This window comes from Paenibacillus ginsengihumi DSM 21568 (assembly GCF_000380965.1).
GTDB lineage: Bacteria > Bacillota > Bacilli > Paenibacillales > NBRC-103111 > Paenibacillus_G > Paenibacillus_G ginsengihumi.
On record NZ_KB905584.1, the window covers coordinates 16,415 to 32,847 of the forward strand.

General features: G+C 55.1%; 12 protein-coding genes. 1 reads left to right on the plus strand and 11 read right to left on the minus strand.

Translation table 11 applies throughout. The annotated features are described in order from the left end of the window. Positions 1–386 precede the first annotated feature (386 nt). The gene (locus F591_RS0117305; RefSeq protein ID WP_019535876.1) at positions 387–1,355 is read left to right on the plus strand and encodes an ArsR/SmtB family transcription factor; all 969 of its coding nucleotides are present in this window, start codon (positions 387–389) and stop codon (positions 1,353–1,355) included. Between the two features lie 90 nt (positions 1,356–1,445). On the opposite strand, the gene F591_RS0117310 is transcribed toward F591_RS0117305, so the two are convergent. The 11 genes from F591_RS0117310 to F591_RS28335 all read right to left on the minus strand — a co-directional run bounded on the left by F591_RS0117310 (position 1,446) and on the right by F591_RS28335 (position 16,316). Further along, positions 1,446–2,282: a carbohydrate ABC transporter permease gene (locus F591_RS0117310; RefSeq protein ID WP_019535877.1), complete on the minus strand. Its 837-nt coding sequence runs from the start codon at positions 2,280–2,282 to the stop codon at positions 1,446–1,448. Positions 2,283–2,306: 24 nt separating this feature from the next. Continuing rightward, positions 2,307–3,194 (minus strand): carbohydrate ABC transporter permease, encoded by an 888-nt coding sequence (locus F591_RS0117315; protein WP_019535878.1) that lies wholly within the window; start codon positions 3,192–3,194, stop codon positions 2,307–2,309. 99 nt (positions 3,195–3,293) lie between these two features. After that, entirely contained in the window at positions 3,294–4,667 is a 1,374-nt protein-coding gene (locus F591_RS0117320) for an ABC transporter substrate-binding protein (RefSeq protein WP_019535879.1), read from the minus strand. Positions 4,668–4,922: 255 nt separating this feature from the next. Continuing rightward, positions 4,923–5,909 (minus strand): glycoside hydrolase family 43 protein, encoded by a 987-nt coding sequence (locus F591_RS0117325; RefSeq protein ID WP_019535880.1) that lies wholly within the window; start codon positions 5,907–5,909, stop codon positions 4,923–4,925. A 370-nt stretch (positions 5,910–6,279) separates the two neighbouring features. Continuing rightward, on the minus strand, positions 6,280–8,046 hold the full coding sequence (locus F591_RS0117330) for a DUF5605 domain-containing protein (RefSeq protein WP_019535881.1): 1,767 nt from the start codon (positions 8,044–8,046) through the stop codon (positions 6,280–6,282). A 2-nt stretch (positions 8,047–8,048) separates the two neighbouring features. Continuing rightward, entirely contained in the window at positions 8,049–9,335 is a 1,287-nt protein-coding gene (locus F591_RS0117335) for a prolyl oligopeptidase family serine peptidase (RefSeq protein ID WP_019535882.1), read from the minus strand. A 51-nt stretch (positions 9,336–9,386) separates the two neighbouring features. Then, positions 9,387–10,274: a carbohydrate ABC transporter permease gene (locus F591_RS0117340; RefSeq protein ID WP_019535883.1), complete on the minus strand. Its 888-nt coding sequence runs from the start codon at positions 10,272–10,274 to the stop codon at positions 9,387–9,389. Positions 10,275–10,292: 18 nt separating this feature from the next. Continuing rightward, complete coding sequence (locus tag F591_RS0117345) at positions 10,293–11,300, minus strand: ABC transporter permease (RefSeq protein WP_019535884.1); 1,008 nt, start codon at positions 11,298–11,300, stop codon at positions 10,293–10,295. Beyond that, the gene (locus tag F591_RS0117350) at positions 11,297–12,790 is read right to left on the minus strand and encodes an ABC transporter substrate-binding protein (protein WP_019535885.1); all 1,494 of its coding nucleotides are present in this window, start codon (positions 12,788–12,790) and stop codon (positions 11,297–11,299) included. Before F591_RS0117350 ends, F591_RS0117345 begins: the two co-directional genes overlap by 4 nt. Before the next feature lie 152 nt (positions 12,791–12,942). Then, positions 12,943–14,535 carry a helix-turn-helix domain-containing protein gene (locus F591_RS0117355; protein WP_019535886.1) on the minus strand — a complete coding sequence of 531 codons (1,593 nt, stop codon included), beginning with the start codon at positions 14,533–14,535 and terminating at the stop codon, positions 12,943–12,945. Positions 14,536–14,540: 5 nt separating this feature from the next. Next, entirely contained in the window at positions 14,541–16,316 is a 1,776-nt protein-coding gene (locus F591_RS28335; RefSeq protein ID WP_019535887.1) for a sensor histidine kinase, read from the minus strand. Positions 16,317–16,433: the final 117 nt, after the last annotated feature.

A 16,433-nucleotide genomic window follows, 5' to 3' on the forward strand; every position in this document is an offset into this window, starting at 1 on the left:
AATGTAGAAGCGCTTCCCTAATATTTGAAAAAGAAATGCGGAGCAATTCCTCTTCGATGTAGAAGCGCTTCCACATTGCGATGACAAATACATTCTATCTGAAAGCAGGACGGTTGGCAACTCTTTTTTTGGGAGTACGCTGCTTAAGCGGCGATCATTGCGCCTGCTCGCGACCGCGTTGGCCAAGCATTCCCCAAGGCCCCCCCTTAAGCGAAGGCTTGCGAAGCGAGCAATCCATGCCCGGCAAAGCCAATCTGACCGATGTCATTGGGAGATCGGGATAAAACCGCCGGATTGGCTCCCTCCGAATCCAAAATGGGCGCAGTTGTAGAGTGATTAACATTCCTGTATATTTATTTGTAACAACCTTATTAAGGAGACTCCGGATGAAAATCGATATTTCCCAGCACTCGCTCCCGGTATTCGAAGCGCTCGCAAGCAACGTGCGAATCGAAATGATTCGGCTGCTCTCCCAAAAACCGATGAACGTCAAGGAACTCGCCGACGCTCTGAATCTCAGCAGCGCCATCATGACGATGCATGTCAAGAAGCTGGAACGCGCGGGAATCATCAAGACGTCGAAGCAGCCCGGCAAAGGCGGCGCCAAGAAAGTGTGCACGCTGGCTGCGGACGGGATCGAAATCACGTTTCCTTCGAAGCTGGAGCCATTCTCGCGCCACTTCCACCTCACGGAAGTATCCGTCGGCCATTATACGGACTTCGAGGCGGTGCCGACTTGCGGACTCGCCACAACCGTCAAGGTCATCGGCATTTTCGACGAACCGCGCGCTTTCCTGGAGCCGGAACGGGTGAACGCCAAAATTCTCTGGTTCGGGCGGGGCTTCGTCGAATACAAGCTGCCCAACTATTTAATGAAAAACGAAGAGCCGGTCGAGCTGGAAATCTCGATGGAAATATCGTCAGAGGCCCCTTTTGCCAATGAATATTGGCCGTCGGACATCACCTTTTTCCTGAACGGCATCCGGCTCGGCACCTGGACGAGTCCAGGCGACTTCGGCGGCAAAAATCGCGGAAGATACACCCCCGACTGGTGGTGGGGCGAAATTAACCAGTACGGCCTTCTCAAGGTGCTGAAAATCAACGAGGAAGGCACGTTCATCGACGGCACGCGCATTTCAGACGTCAAGCTGAGCGATCTGCAAATTACGCAAAAGCAGTGGACGTTCCGGATCGCCGTGCTTGAGGAGTCCGAGAACGTCGGCGGGCTCACCCTGTTCGGTTCCGGATTCGGAAACTACAATCAGGACATCGTCTTCAAGCTTTATTACGAAAAACGAACAAGCCCCGGCACAGCCGAGGCGGAGGACGCCCTGAGCGAATCGGAAACAGAGTAGCCGCTTATCCTTCCATTTCTCCGGAAGGATAAGCGGCTGCTTTTCCGTCTTCGCTTCTCCTTTGGCTTGCTTGGCGCATCGCCAATGCCCTTATCCTTTCACGCCGGAGATGACCACCGATTCGATGATCCGGCGCTGGAAGATCAGGAACACGATCAGCATCGGCAGCAGAGCGACGACGGATGCCGCCATAATGAGCGGATAGTCCGTCTGAATCGCGTAGTTGGCGTTGAAATTGGCAATAACGAGCTGCAGAGTCAGCTTCTCGGGCGAATTCAAATAAATAATCGGCGCCAGATAATCGTTCCAGAGCCCCATAAACCAGAGAATGATCTGCGCAGCCACAGCCGGCGACATGAGCGGAAACACAATTCGGCTGAACAAGCCGAAGTAGGAGGTCCCGTCAATCTTCGCCGCTTCGATGATCGCTTCCGGCACGCTGACCAAATATTGCCGAAGGAAAAAGATCATGAGCACGTTGCCGAAAAGCCCCGGAACGATGAGCGGCAGCAGCGTATCAACCCATCCCACATGAGAGAACATGAGGAATTGGGGAATCATGATCACGGGATAAGGAATCATGATCGAGCCCAATAGCATCAGGAAGATGGCGTTTTTGCCCGGAAACCGGAGCTTGGCGAATGAAAAGGCCGCCAGGCTGGAGGTGAACGCCCCGACGACGGTAACGGTGACCGAGACGATCACACTGTTGCGAATGCCGCTGAGCAGAGGACCTTTTTCCCAAATTTCCCTGTACTTTACAAAAACGAACGGATCCGGAATCCATTGCGGCGGCAGCGCGAATACGGCCTCTCTCGTCTTCAGGGATGTAGAGAGCATCCACAGGAGCGGCGCGATCATAAAGACGGCTCCGGATAGCAGAAGAAGGAAAATCAAGGTATCGGTCAGACGCTTTCGTGCTTTCAAACGGGTTCACTCCTCACCGGACTTCTAGTAATCTCGGGAAGTCCTTTCGTTCATACGGAACTGGATCAGCGTCACCACGAAGATAAACAGTCCCAGAATGACCGCCATAGCTGACGCGTAACCCATTTGCAGATTGCCGAACGCTTTTTGCCATACATAGAAAACGATCGTCGCAGAGCTGTATTCCGGTCCCCCGGTCGGGGTCATGATGTTGATTTCGGTAAAAATCTGCGATCCGCCGATAATATTCGTCACCACGATGAAAAACGTCACCGGCTTCAGCATCGGCCATGTAATGCGCCAAAGCGATTGAAAAGAACTTGCGCCGTCGATCTGGGCGGCTTCGTAGTAATCCTTCGGGACGCTTTGCAGCGCAGCCAAATAAAGCAGCATCGTGTAGCCGAGATTTTTCCAGACCATCATCAGGATCAAAGCCGGCTTGACCGTTGTCTTGTCGGACAGCCAGTTCGGCCCCTCGATGCCAAGCAGCTCGAGAAACTGGTTCACCAGCCCGAAGTCTCCGTTATAGGCCCAGCTCCAGAGAATCGAAATGGCGGCAAGCGAGGAAATGACCGGAATGTAATAAATAACGCGGAACGTAGTCGTTCCGGGAATACCGCGGTTTAAGGCAAGCGCCAGCAACAGCGCGAGAGCGAGGCCGATCGGAATGCCGATCATCAGGAAGAACGTGTTGTATGCCGCTTTGAAAAACTGTTCGTCCTGAAAAATATCCCTGAAATTGGCCAGACCGATGAAGTCCATCCGGCCGAGTCCGTCCCAATCCGTGAAAGCGCCGTAAATCGAGTACAAGGCGGGAAACAATCCGAACACGGCAAACCCGATAACGGGCGGGAGCACAAACAGAAAGCCGTAAATCATTTCTTTCCGGTACAGATTGGATTTGCTTCTCATGGTTCACCCCTGTTAGGTCGGAAAGCGAAAATGATGCCGACGAGCCGGCATTCGTCCGGACCTCCGGCATCATTTCCGTCCCGGTTGCTTAGGCGCGCGTTACTTTTGCTTGGCCTTCGCTTCTTGCTCAAGCGCCTTGTCGAGAAGCGCCTGCATTTTCGGCTGCTGCTTCTTCACATAGTCGGCTGCGGATTCCTGGCCGTCGAGCACCGGTTGAATATCCGTAAAGAAGAGATCGTACCATTCGCGGTTATACGTCAGCGTGAACGGCATCGGCTTGCCGTATTCCTCGACGACTTGCAGGAATTCCTCTTTGTTGGCTGGCTTCGTATTCGTGTCGGACGCCCATTGCTTCGCTTGGTCGATCAGGTTCGGGAGCTGCACTTTGGCGTCGGCGAGCGCCTGCTGACCTTCCGGGGAAGCGGTCAGGTAGTAGACCAGCTCTGCCGCTTCCTTCGGGTGTTTCGATTTCGCCGATACCCCGATGCCGAGGCTGCCGGTGAACGTCGCCGGCTTGCCGGTCGAACCCGCCGGCCACGGGATCAGATCGTATTCGAACGGCAGCTTGTCATACGTCGCCAGGTCCCACGGCCCGACAGGGAAGAAGGCGAGCTCGCCTTTCATCCAGCGCTGATATGTGTCGAGCGTTTGCGCTTCTTCAATGGAGGGCGTAATTTTGTACTTGTTCTGCATGTCGGCAAAATATTGCAGCGCCTCGGCGAATTTCGGATCGTCGATCGTCACTTTCGTTCTCGATTCGTCCAGCCAATCGGCGCCGTTGCTCCAGACGAACGCCTGCAGCGACCAGTTGACGTTGAGGCCGGTGCCGAACTGGTCGATTTTGCCGTCGCCGTTCGTGTCCTTCGTCAGCTGCTGGTTCACCTTGATGAATTCGTCCCACGTATACGGCTTGTCCTTGTCGGGGAGCGGAACACCCGCCTTCTCGAACATCGTCTTGTTGTAGCCGAGCGCGAACGGACCGACGTCCTTCGGCAAGCCGTACAGGCTACCCTGGCCGACTTTGTTGCCGTCGTAGCGATAATAGTCGACGCCGAACTTCCAGATGTTATTGAGATCGATCTTGGCGTTGTCCTGGAAATAGGACGTCAGGTCGAGCAAAACCCCGCTGTGCACGTAGGCTTTGAGATCGCCCGGCTCAAAGTAGAACACATCGGGAACGTTCTTGCCGGCGATGGCGGCCTTGAGCTTGGTCACATATTGATCGGGAGCCGTCATAATAATCTCGACTTTCACGCCCGGATTCGCCTCTTCGAACTTTTTGACGGTCGCTTCATACGCCTTCTGCTCTTCCGGATTTCCCCGGAACATGAACGAGATTTTCTTCGTCTCGCTTCCGGAGCCGGACTGATTCGCCGAGCTTCCATCGTTTTCCGCATTTTCGCCGCAGCCTGCGACGAATGCGGAAAGCGCCAGGGTGAGCAAACCGAAGGCCAGTGCTCTTTTCTTGATCACGTGAACTCCTCCTGAATATGAATTCAAGCATGCCACGAACGATTGGAAACGCATTCATCCTTCCTGAAAAAACTCCCTTTCGCAAATCATCCCCTAAAACGAAGTTGTTAATAATAAACTTAATCATTAATAACTATGTTGGTTTTATAGTAATTTAAAATGCTTACATTGTCAATGGAATCTTTTTGACTTCGGTTAATCGTTTGGAATAATGTGAATTTCTTAGGGAGAGGCTCCCCGCCGACGCCTCGCGCTTCAGCGGGAAAGCGCCGCCGAATCGGCTGCCGGCTTGCCGAAGACCGGTATGCCTTCCGCATCCCACCCGAATGCCTGAACGCGGGTGTGGCGGTTCGGATCGTACAAGGGATCTCCGACGATTTCTTTGTAGTTGCGGGCATGGTAGACGAGCAGGTCGGTTTTTCCATCCTCGGCCACGGTGAAACTGTTATGCCCCGGACCGAACTGGCCCGCCTCTTCATCCGTCCGGAACACCGGAACCGGCGATTTGGTCCACGAGGCCGGATTCAGCAAATCGCTGTTCTCGTCGGCCCAGATCAGCCCCATGCAATAATGGTGGTCAGTGGCGCTGGCCGAATAACTGATAAACACGCGGCCGTTTCGCTTCAGCACCGCCGGGCCTTCGTTGACCAGAAAGCCGATTGTTTCCCATTCGTATTCGGGTATGGTCAGGCAAACCTGCGGTCCCCGGATCGTCCACGGATTGCTCATCGGCGCGATGTACAGGTTCGAATTGCCCGCAATCGCCGGGTCTTTCTGGGCCCATACCAAATAACGGACGCCGCGATGCTCGAATGTCGTGGCATCAAGCGAAAACGACTCCCAATCGGTCCGCAGCTGCCCTTTCTCCGTCCAGGTCCCTTCCAGCGGGTTGGCCGATTCGTTCTCCAGAACAAACATTCGGTGATCGAACAACCCGTCCTTCGTCTCCGTCGTGCGCGCAGCCGCAAAGTAGATGTACCATTTCCCGGCGATGAAATGAATTTCCGGCGCCCAGATGTTGGCGCTCATCGGACCTTCATCATACTTGCGCCAGCAGACGACGGGCGCGGCGTTCGCGAGCCCCTGAATGGTAAGCGATCTTCGCAGTTCGATCCGATCGTACTCGGGTACGGAGGCGGTAAAGTAATAGTAGCCGTCCGAGTGCTTGTAGATCCATGGATCGGCGCGTTGGATCACGACCGGATTCCGGTATTCCGGTAGGGACTGTTTTTTTGGATTCATGCTGTTTCCTCGATCCTTTCGTTAAACTTTATATTAATTTTTTATATCTATATTAATAATAAATGACGAAACCATTTTCGTCCAGACCCGCGCAGCAAAAAAATCCGAAGACGTCGATGCGTTATTTGTCTGACGTTAGGGAGCATAAACGTTACTCATCCGGCCATAGCACAAAAAAAGAGGCCGAGCCTGCGGAATTTCGTCTCCCTCCGTCAGGTCGTCCCCAGCAAGAAGCTCCAGGCTCGGTTGTACCGTATGATGAATCGCCTCCCGCTCGTCCCGTTGGCAAAAAAACGGCTCCCCGATGAAGGGGAGCCGAATGGATGATCAGGATGGCGCCGGTTAGCCGCCATCATTGATCCGGCGAGCTTTAAACTCTCGTCATGCGCACCGCCATATACTGCCTTCCGGGCAATTCGATCCGGAAAGCGCCTTCGTACAGACCGGGCTGCCGCTCGATCGTCATATTCCACGTGTCGATGACATCGACCTGGTACCTTATCCCCGGCTTCATGTTGTACAGACGATAGCTCGGCTGATTGAAGCCGTAATAAAACAAGTAATATTCATCCTGCACGCCTGCCGCCGGAGCGTCCCATTCGGATTTCAGCGGATTCAATCCTTCCGCCGGCCCTTCCTCCAGGATCTGGCGCAGGAAAGCAATCCGTTCCGGACTCGTGCCATGCAGCCGTCCCCCTTTGGACCACCACAGGATATCCTCGGGATGCAGGTATGTCTCCCCATGTCCGACGTAACCGCCGCGCACGCTCCCTTCCCAGAAGCGGCGCACCATCTCTTGACCGGTGATGTTGCCCCAGCCCAGATCGATATTCCCTTCGTAAGCGCATTCGTCGATGACGACAGGCTTGCCCCACTGCTCCCGCCATTCGTTCGTATTCTCCGCCGTTCTGTAGACATCGATTCGCTGCACGCTGCAGTGCGTAATCCACGGCCGGCCGTAATCGTAGAACTTGAAGCAATTGTGGATCGAGATGAGGCGTCCGTACGGATCGTTCTCCGTCACGATGCGCGCGAATCGCTCCCAGTCCTCCTCTTCCTTCGACCACATCAAGTCGTATTCGTTCGCGAGCGACCACCATACGTTGCGGAATGCCGCCAGCCGCGCAACGACATAGCGCAGGTAACGGTCGTCGGCCGAAGGCTTCATCTCCGAGAATCCCCACCGGTCGTACGCATGAAACAGAATCAGGTCCGCCTCGATGCCCAGATCTCTTAAGCTGGCGATCCGGCTCTCCAAATGCCGGAAAAACGCCGGATTAAAGCGGGTGAAATCCCAGCCTTCGTCCGGAGAGCCCTCGAAGGGATACCGCTCGGGCTCATTGGCATTGAACTGATAGGACTTCGGGAACACGCACATCCGCAGCTTGTTGAAGGGGGATGCCGCCAGCGTCGCCAGCGTCTGCTCTTCCAGCTCTCTTCCTTGATGCGTCCAGGCATAGCAGGTCGTACCGACCGGGATGTAGGGCTTGCCGTCCGCATAGGCAAAATGAAACGTATTGCGCACCCGCACCGGTCCGTGGTTGTCCGCCGCTGGCGCCGTGCAGGTCCATTGCCCGGAGATGCCGCCCAGCGACCGCGCGTTGCTGGCCGTCACGAAGCGCCAGCTTCCCACCGCGTCCGGCATGAAGCGGATTCGGTATACCCCGCTGCCGTCGTAAAAGCCCGGCACCCGAAATACTCTTCCGTCCTCGCTGCACACAAACTCGGCAGACAGCTCGACATCGACGAACGGATTGCCATGGCTCGGCCCCTGAAGCTCTACCTCGAAGATTCCCCACTTCTCCGCTTCCCGCGGGTACGAGACCGTCGCGGAGCCCGCCCGTGTGTCGGCGCTTTCATAATCTTGCGAAGCGATATAGACCGTATCTTCCTCCTGGACCGGCGTAATGTGCGCCAGCTCCGCCAAAATCGTGTCCAGCAGCTCCGGCGGCCACGCGAACGACTGGTTGGATTCCGCCAGCATCGGCAGCGTGCGCAGCTTAATAAAGGATAAGAACGGGTTTCCCTCCAGGTACGGAAGATGCTTCAGCAATACTTCCCGCCCTTGCTTGTCGGCCCAAATATGGCCGATCTTCGTATGCTCGTCAAACTTCACCGCATGCCCCTCCATCGTCATCTTTATATGGGAGCGGCTGTGCTCCTGTGCTGCATGGCCAGCCATTCCATAAGCGTTACTTCCTTGCCCTTCGCCAATACCGGATTTCCGTCATAATCGAGGCGGCAATCGTCGTTCAGAGCGTAGACCCAGGAAAAATGCCCATTATAAGTATACGGCTCGCCCTTCTCATCAGTAAATAGGCCGTGAAGATCGATCACCTTGTCAAACAAAGAGAAATGCACATTGGCCGCTCCGGCCTTGATCAGGCGCTCATAGGTCGGCACCGCCGTCTCCTCCGGCTTCACCACGACATCGTCCTTGGAATGAACGAACCAGATCGGCATCTGCTTGATCGATTCGATCTCCGCATCGCTGATGACCTCGTCGTACAGCGCTTCGCATACCGGATAAGCCGCTGCGAAAAAGTCCGGATAATCCAGCACCATCCGCATCGTCATAAATCCGCCGTTGGAGCAGCCGCCGATATAAATCCGGCCAGTGTCGATCGCCGCATCGTTCCTGGCAATGAATTCGTCGATCAGCGCCTTCAATGCTTTCCCATACCTCGACTTGCCCGACCGGCCGTACTCACCGCTGCCGTCGTCCATCCAGAAGGTCGGCGCCTGCGGCACCAATACGAACGCTCCGCCGAACTTCGCCTGGATCTCGTCGCTGGCCAGGTTGACCGCCTTGTTGCCCGCATAGGCGACGGCCGGATCTTGTCCGCCTTCTCCGCCGCCATGCAGCCAGATGATGAGCGGCCGTCTGCCGCTGCCGGTCTGCGGCACGAAATAGCCGTACGCAAGCGGCTCCGCTTCATACGAAGAAACGCCGTGCAGGAACTTCTCCGCTTGCTTCATCGCATCGCCCGCACACTGGTCGAACACAAGCCCCGTCAGCGTCTCCCCTTCTGCCGGAATCTCGGCAATCTGGGTGATCCGGCAATCTGTGACGACGAACTCGTTCATCCCGTTCGGCGCGGCAATCCGGGAAGTAATGTCGAACGGTCTGTTTCTCAATTCCAGAGTGACGAATGTCCCTTCTTCCCGCCGCTTGCCATCCGGGCCGGAAGGATAAGCGTCCTTCACCTCGCAGTAGCCTTTGCTCGGAAGCAACACCTCCCTCTCGGACCAGCTCTTCGGCAGCATCAGGAGCTCTCCCTGCTTATTCTTCCGCTCGGCGTAGACGTTGAAGCATGCCGGCTTCACCGCCTCCGCCTTCACGTTCGCCGTCATCGGCAGCACCAGCTTGACGATGAACGGACCGAGATCCGTTATCTCCGTGATCGTAAAGTAGCTTCTTCCCATCGCTGCAGCCTCCTTTTTTAACCATCATTATACCATAATCCCGCTGGCCCGTTATCCTTTTACCGCTCCGATCGTAATGCCTTTAATGAAGTATTTCTGAAAAAACGGATAGGCCACGAGGACGGGCAGAACGCCCACCACCGCAATCGCCATGCGAACCGTGGTGCTGGGGAGCGCCGCCATGCCCTGGCTTGCAGCCGAGCCCAGGTTGCTGTTCGACAAAAATTGAATATCCGTCATAATCCGGTTAAGAATATTTTGAATGCTGAACAGCTTCGGTTCCGTCAAATAAATGAGTCCGTTAAACCAATCGTTCCAGTATGCGATCGTCTGGAACAGCCCGATCGTCGCCAGGATGGGCAGCGACAGCGGCAGCACAACGGAATATAAGGTGCGAAATTCCCCCGCGCCGTCTATTCTTGCCGATTCGATGACCGGCAGCGGGATCGACGTCATGAAGAAGGTGCGCATCAGCAGAACATGAAAGCCGTTCATCAGCAGCCCGGGGATGATCAGAGCCAGCAGCGTATTCTTCAGGTCGAAAAGCTGCGTGTACATCAGATAGGTCGGCACAAGTCCGCCGTTGAACAGCAAGGTAAAGAACACGTAGAAGGCCAGCGGAGTGCGGAGCGGAATGTCCCGCCGGGATAGCGGATAGGCCAGCAGCGTCGTGATCGCCAGGCTGACCGACGTGCCGACGACGGTAACCAGCACCGTGACGCCATAGGCCCGGACAATCTCGCTGGACTGATTCAGCAAATAGTCATAGGCCTGCGTGCTGAATTTATCGGGAAAGAATGAGTATCCATGCTGCAATATGGCTTGCTCGTCCGTAAAAGACGAGACGAGCAGCAGCGCGAAGGGCAGGAGCGCCGCCGCGGAAAGTGCGATAAGGACAACATGAGCCGTCCACTGCCAGCCGGCATGTTCAACCTTCATCGGTCGCACACCCTCCTTCTAGAACAATGCGTTCTCTTTGTTGATTTTGCGCACGATATAGTTCGACACTAGTACAAGAATGAAGCCGACGACAGACTGGTACAGCCCGGCAGCGGAGGACATCCCGATGTCCCCCAGCTGCATCAGGCTCCGGTATACGTAAGTATCGATGACATTAGTCGTCTCGTTCAGCGCGCCGGCATTCATCGGGACCTGGTAGAAGAGGCCGAAGTCGGAATAGAAAATGCGGCCGATGGCAAGAAGCGTCATCATCGTGATGACCGGCGTGATCAGCGGCAGCGTAATGGCGCGAATCTGCTGCCACCGCGAAGCGCCGTCCAGCTTGGCGGCCTCGTAATACTCGGGATCGATGCCGACAATCGCCGCCAGATAGACGACGCAATAAAATCCGGCATGCTTCCAAATATTGACCAAGGTGAGTATGGCCGGCCAATATTTGGCCTCTGTGTACCATGAAATTTCGCCGATTCCGAGCGCCGGAAGCAGGCTCTTGTTCAGAAAGCCCGTCTCGATGCTCAGAAAGGAAAAGACCAAATAACTGACAATCACCATCGAAATCAGGTGCGGCAGCAAAATGACGCTTTGGTAAAAGCGGGACAACAGCTTGCTGCGAATCTCATTCAGAAGAATCGCTACCGCTACGGCCACGACCAGGTTGATCACAATAAAGGCGCCGTTGTAAAGGATCGTATTGCGGGTAATCACGTAGGCATCGCGGGTTTTAAATAAATACTCGAAGTTCTTGAAACCGACCCAGTCGCTGGCCATAATGCCTTTGGCAAAGTTCACATCCTTGAAGGCGATGATCAGACCGAACATGGGCAAATAGTTGTTGATCAGCAGGTAAACAAGGCCCGGCAGCATCATGAGAAATAAGGGAACGAACCGCTTGAATCTGCCCAGCCTGCGCGCGTATGCCACGCCGGGCCATGTCCGTTCTTCCTGTCTTGCCGTTAATTGCGCCATCGGCTTCACCTTTCCTTCGTGCAAGTCTTCGCGGATCATTGCTGTGCCGCCCAGGCATCCAGCTGCTTCTGCTTCTCGGCAATGACCTTCTCGATGCCGGCCGCTCTAAGCTTGGCGATGAATTCGGGCAGGTTCTTCTCCGGATCCAGCGCCCCGCTCTCAAGCCCCGGCTTGAATTGATCAAGGACATTGGTTAGCGCGGCTATTTCCGTTTTGACAGGCGTCGAATCAAAGGTGAATCCGAGCGCTTTGGACTTGATTGCGCTGTTGCTGAACTCCTCCGTTTTGATATAAATTTCCGGGTCGTCCCCTTCGAACACATAAGACAAATACTGATTGCCGAACATCCAGCCCTGGTTGAGGTTGTAACCGCTGTTCGACGCATCTACGCCGTCGGGGAATTTAATGACATTCTCCGTGCCGGTCTTGACGTAATGCTTGCCTTCGATTCCCCAGTCGAACAGGTTGATGATCTCTTTATCGGAATACATCAAATTCAAAAACTGCATCGCCTTCTCCGGGTATTGCGAATGGCGCGGAATCCCCCACATAATATTCGTGACCTTGCTCGTTGTCGAGAGCGGCTCGGTGAGGCTGGCGCTGACCATGGGAATGCCGGCGAAACGGCTTTCCTGGGGATCGATTCCGGGCTTCAAATAGTTCATAAAGCCAAACGAGCGATGGCCCTTCACGAGATCGTGGGTCGCTTCTTTATTGGTCGCCAAATCTTTTAAAATGTAGCCTTTCTCATACCAGTCTCTCACCCGCCTGAGCAGCTCGGCGTATTCCGGCGTTTCAAACCAGTTCACGACCTTCAGCTCAGCCCCGCCGTTCAGCAGCACGCCCAAGAAGTCCCCGAGATTGTCGATGTTCACGAGATGGTCGACGATGGAGCCGTTGGCAGCAGCCAGCGTAAGTCCCGGCTCGTTGTCGCTCAATAGCTTCAGCGCCTTCTCCAGATCGTCGATCGTCTTGATTTCCCCGGCGTTCAGGCCGTGCTTGTCGAGCAGGTCTTTGCGGAACAAAACTCCGTTATTCGAGGCCATATCGCGGAGAGTCGGGATGCCGTAAATTTCGCCGTTAATTTGCCCTGCCCTCAGGAAGGCCGGGTCCATGGCAGCCGCGATATCTTGCCCGTATTGGCGCACCAGCTCATCAAGCGCAAGCAGATGGCCTTTGGCCACTTGAGAACTGTAGCCGAGCGTAGGACTGGAGCCCGTGACGAGCAGATCAAGCCTCTCGCCCGCCGTCAGCATCAGGTTCATCTGCTGGTTCCAGGCGCCGAAGCTGATCGGGAGCAGCTTCACCTTGGCATTGATCTTCTCGGAAGCAATCTTGTTGATGGCATCCTGCACCGCGGGAAGATCGGCAGGCGTCGAGCCGAAGGTGAAAAAGGCCATCGTCAGTTCGACGGGAGCGGCTGCCGCCTCCCCATCCGCCGCTTCCGTCTGACGATCGCCGCCGCTGCAGGCTGCAAGCAGCATCGCGAAGATGAGGAGCATGAGCCCGGCCGTCTTGATTCGTTTCATTTCGTTAACCCCCCGTATCGTTAGTTGCTTGGAACAAGGAGCGGCTGCGGTCACCCATCCCGCTCCTGTCTTCAATTATAGAGCGGGCTAACCGGCCCGGCTGCTCAACAGACGACATTCCGCTGACGATTTCACGATATTTTTGCAAACGCTTAATCGGACATTTGCGCCATTCGGTAATCCAGCGGATTGAGGCCGGTATGCTTCTTGAACATTTTGGAGAAATGGGAGAAGTTCGAGTATCCGATATGCGCCGCGATGGCGCTGACCGGCATATCGGTCTTGGCCAGCAAATGCTTCGCGAGCTTCAAGCGCTCCTGCAGCAAATATTCCGAAACGGACATCCCGGTCTCCTTCTTGAAAATGCGGGTCAAGTGATCCGGGCTCAAGTAGACGTGTCCGGCAATCTCCTCGCGCGTCATCTCCTTGGTCAGGTGAAGCTGAATATAGGAGGTTACCCGCTCGACGACAGTCTGGGTCTGTTCCGTCGCCCGGATGCAATCTGCGGCCAATTGCAGCGTATGAACGACCCACTCCCTCATATCCATGACGGAATTGGCGGCGGCAGCCGCCAGCTCGAGCGACCCCCGGTCGCGAATCAACAGGTGGGCCTGAATGCCTTTCGTCTTCAGCACATAATAGACCATTTGGATGAAGTTCTGGTGAAATTGATGAAGCTGCCCGGCGGCGAAGCCCTCCGCGCGCCTGCAGCGGTCCAGATACGAGCATGCCTCCTTGATCAGCTCGTCCTTCTTGCCTTTCTCCAGCAGCACCGCCCACACATCCAAATTCGGAAGCGGCATGTCGGCAGAGGAAGCGACGGGCTCGCCGAGAAGAAGCACCCGGTTTTCCAGCGATACGTTGTCCCGGTCCATCGCCAGCAGCCGGTTGGCAGCGTCCGCCAATTGAACGGGGGATACCGGAAAGCCGATATAGCAGCACAAATTGCAGAAAAAGTAAGCATGGCAAGCCGCTATGAAGGACATGCACGCCGCTTTCAGCTCCGCAGCTTCCGCGTTATCCGGTTCTACGTTGAGCAGGACCACCATCCGGTCCTTGTCCCAGACAACGAGAGCTCCCATCTTCTGGTCGAGGATCGTTTCCTCAGCCGCTTTGCGCAGCGCGTACTCCATAATTTTCTCGTCCCGGGCCGACAGCGGCTTGTGCCAGCGCTGCAAACGGATGAGAATCGGCATAATTTGCATATGCTCCATGAACGGGATGCTGCGGTCGGCGGCTTCCTTCGCGATCATCGCCGAATGGGGCGGTATCGTCTGATTGAGGATATCCAGCCAAAAACGTTCGACCAGAAGCGGCTGCTGACGGAACCACAAATGCCCGTAGCGGCTGCTGCTTATCAGATCGCTGTCCTTGTCGATCTTCTCTTTGACCCTTCGAATGACCGATTCCAGCTCGGCGAAAGGGACCGGCTTCAGCAAATATTCGAAGCTGTCCAGCTTGATCGCCTGCTTGGCAAACGAAAAGTCGGCGTGGCAGGTCAAGAATACGGTTTCCGTCGTGCGGCCGGTTTCCCGAATCCAGGCGAGCAGCTCCAGTCCGCTTCCCTGCGGCATTTCGATGTCGCACAGCATAATCTCGACTGGCTCCCGCTCGAAGATTTCCTTCGCCTGCCGAATATTGTACGCTGTGAAAATCTCGGATATCCCGAGCCCCTCCCAGTCCATTCCGAGCCGGATGCTGTCCACCGTATGTTTTTCGTCGTCCACGATCAGCAAGCGAGTCATCGCCGTCACTCCTTATGATGATGAAAACTACGTTCGCGGCAGGCGTTTGATTTGACGGGAATGCCGAGCTCAACGACAGCGCCTCTCGGGACTGCATTGGAGAAAGCCAGCCTGGCTTTATCTCCATACAGCAGCCGCAGCCTCTCCCGCGTATTCCAGATTCCGACCGGCTCCCGGCCGCCGCTGGATAGCCGGTTCCCGGCTTGAAGCTCGGCAAGCATGTCGGCGCTGAAGCCCTCGCCCGTATCCTGAATGACAATCTTCAGCTTCGGTTCTTCCCCGTCACTCTCGTCGAGATCGACATGAACTGCGATATGCACAGGCTCGTCCAGCGTCATGGCATATTTGATCGCATTTTCGATGAAGGTCTGAATCATTAACGGAGGTACGGCGCTATTCATCAAATAATCCGGCGCCTTGATCTCGTAGCTCAAGCTGTCCGGATAACGCAGCTCCTGGATTCGCATATAGTTATGAAGATGCTGGATTTCCTGGCTGAGCGTCACGTACGGCCTGTTGCTGTTCATGACATAGCGGAAATAACCGACCAGGCTGAGCAGCATTTCCTGGATCAACTCGTACTTTTTCACTTGGGCCAGATTGTACATCATATTTAGCGAATTCATGAAGAAATGCGGATTGATTTGAAGCATCAAGTAATTGAGCTGCGCTTTCTGGGCATTTAGCTGTTCCTCGTATACATGGATGCGCAGATGATGAATTTGTCCGATCATCGTATTGAACGTTTCATTCAGCAATTGAAACTCTTCGGACGTTCGAAACGGCTGAATGCGCACATCGACGATGCCTTCGCGGACTTTCTTCATGGCCGTGAGCAGCCGGCCCAGCGGAACGAGCACCGTTTTGCGCAGGAGCAACAGCCCGATAGGAAACAGGACGATCGCCCCGATCGCGAATACGGCGATGACGATGCGCAGCAGCGGCAAGTTCGCCAGAATCGCGTTGTCCGGTATGAGAGCAACCAGGTTGAAAGCCCCTTTGGAGGACGGCTGGCCAATGACGAGAAATTCGCCGGACGTCCCCGACAAATAGTAGGACTCCGCGGCGCGGGCAAGCTCAATACCGTTCGTACGAACGAATTCCATGTCGGTCAGCGCCTGACCCTCATGATCAGCCAGCAAAGAGCGGCCGTTCTCCCCGAGATCGATCAAAGCAAGCGGCTTGACCAGCTTCTTCATATTCACCCAGGCGCCCAGGTACGCATCCTCGATGCGCAGGATATGGCACAGGTAGTGCTCCTCGCCAATCTTGCGAATCTGCCAGCTATTATCAGCGAAGCCGTTGATGTTGCTGGTGTCGCCGGAAAGCATGGCCTCCACATCTTTCCGGATTTCCAGCCGCTCCGCATAACTGCCCGACGTAAAAGCCTCAAAATAATCATGGCTGTCGGTCGTATAGACGAAGAACGAATCGATCGCTTTGTAGATGGCAACGTCGCTGGACAGCTTTGACATCAAGCGGATTTTCGCTTTCTGATAATCGTCTTCCGATTCGGCTTGCGCCATAATCAGCAAATCCGTCTCTCTGCCTGCAATGTTGTACAAATATTGATCCACATCCTCGAGCCCTTTGTCGATCTGGTCCATGTACAGCTTCATCATATTGGCATTGGAATCGGCCACCTGCTTGCGCACCAAATCGATGGAATAATAGCTGAGATAGATCAGCAGCGACAGCATAGGCACCGTGACAACAAGCAGGCTGACCACCAGCTTGAAACGAATCCAATTGCCGGCCAGGCGGCCTGACCATCTGCTCATTCTTCGCTCAACTCACTTTTCCAGGTAATCGTTAACTTTCAAGTTTATCGTATACGAGACGAGCCGCCTGCTCGTTAGACGACATTTTTATACGTTTTTTTCGATATGCTCCGGGAA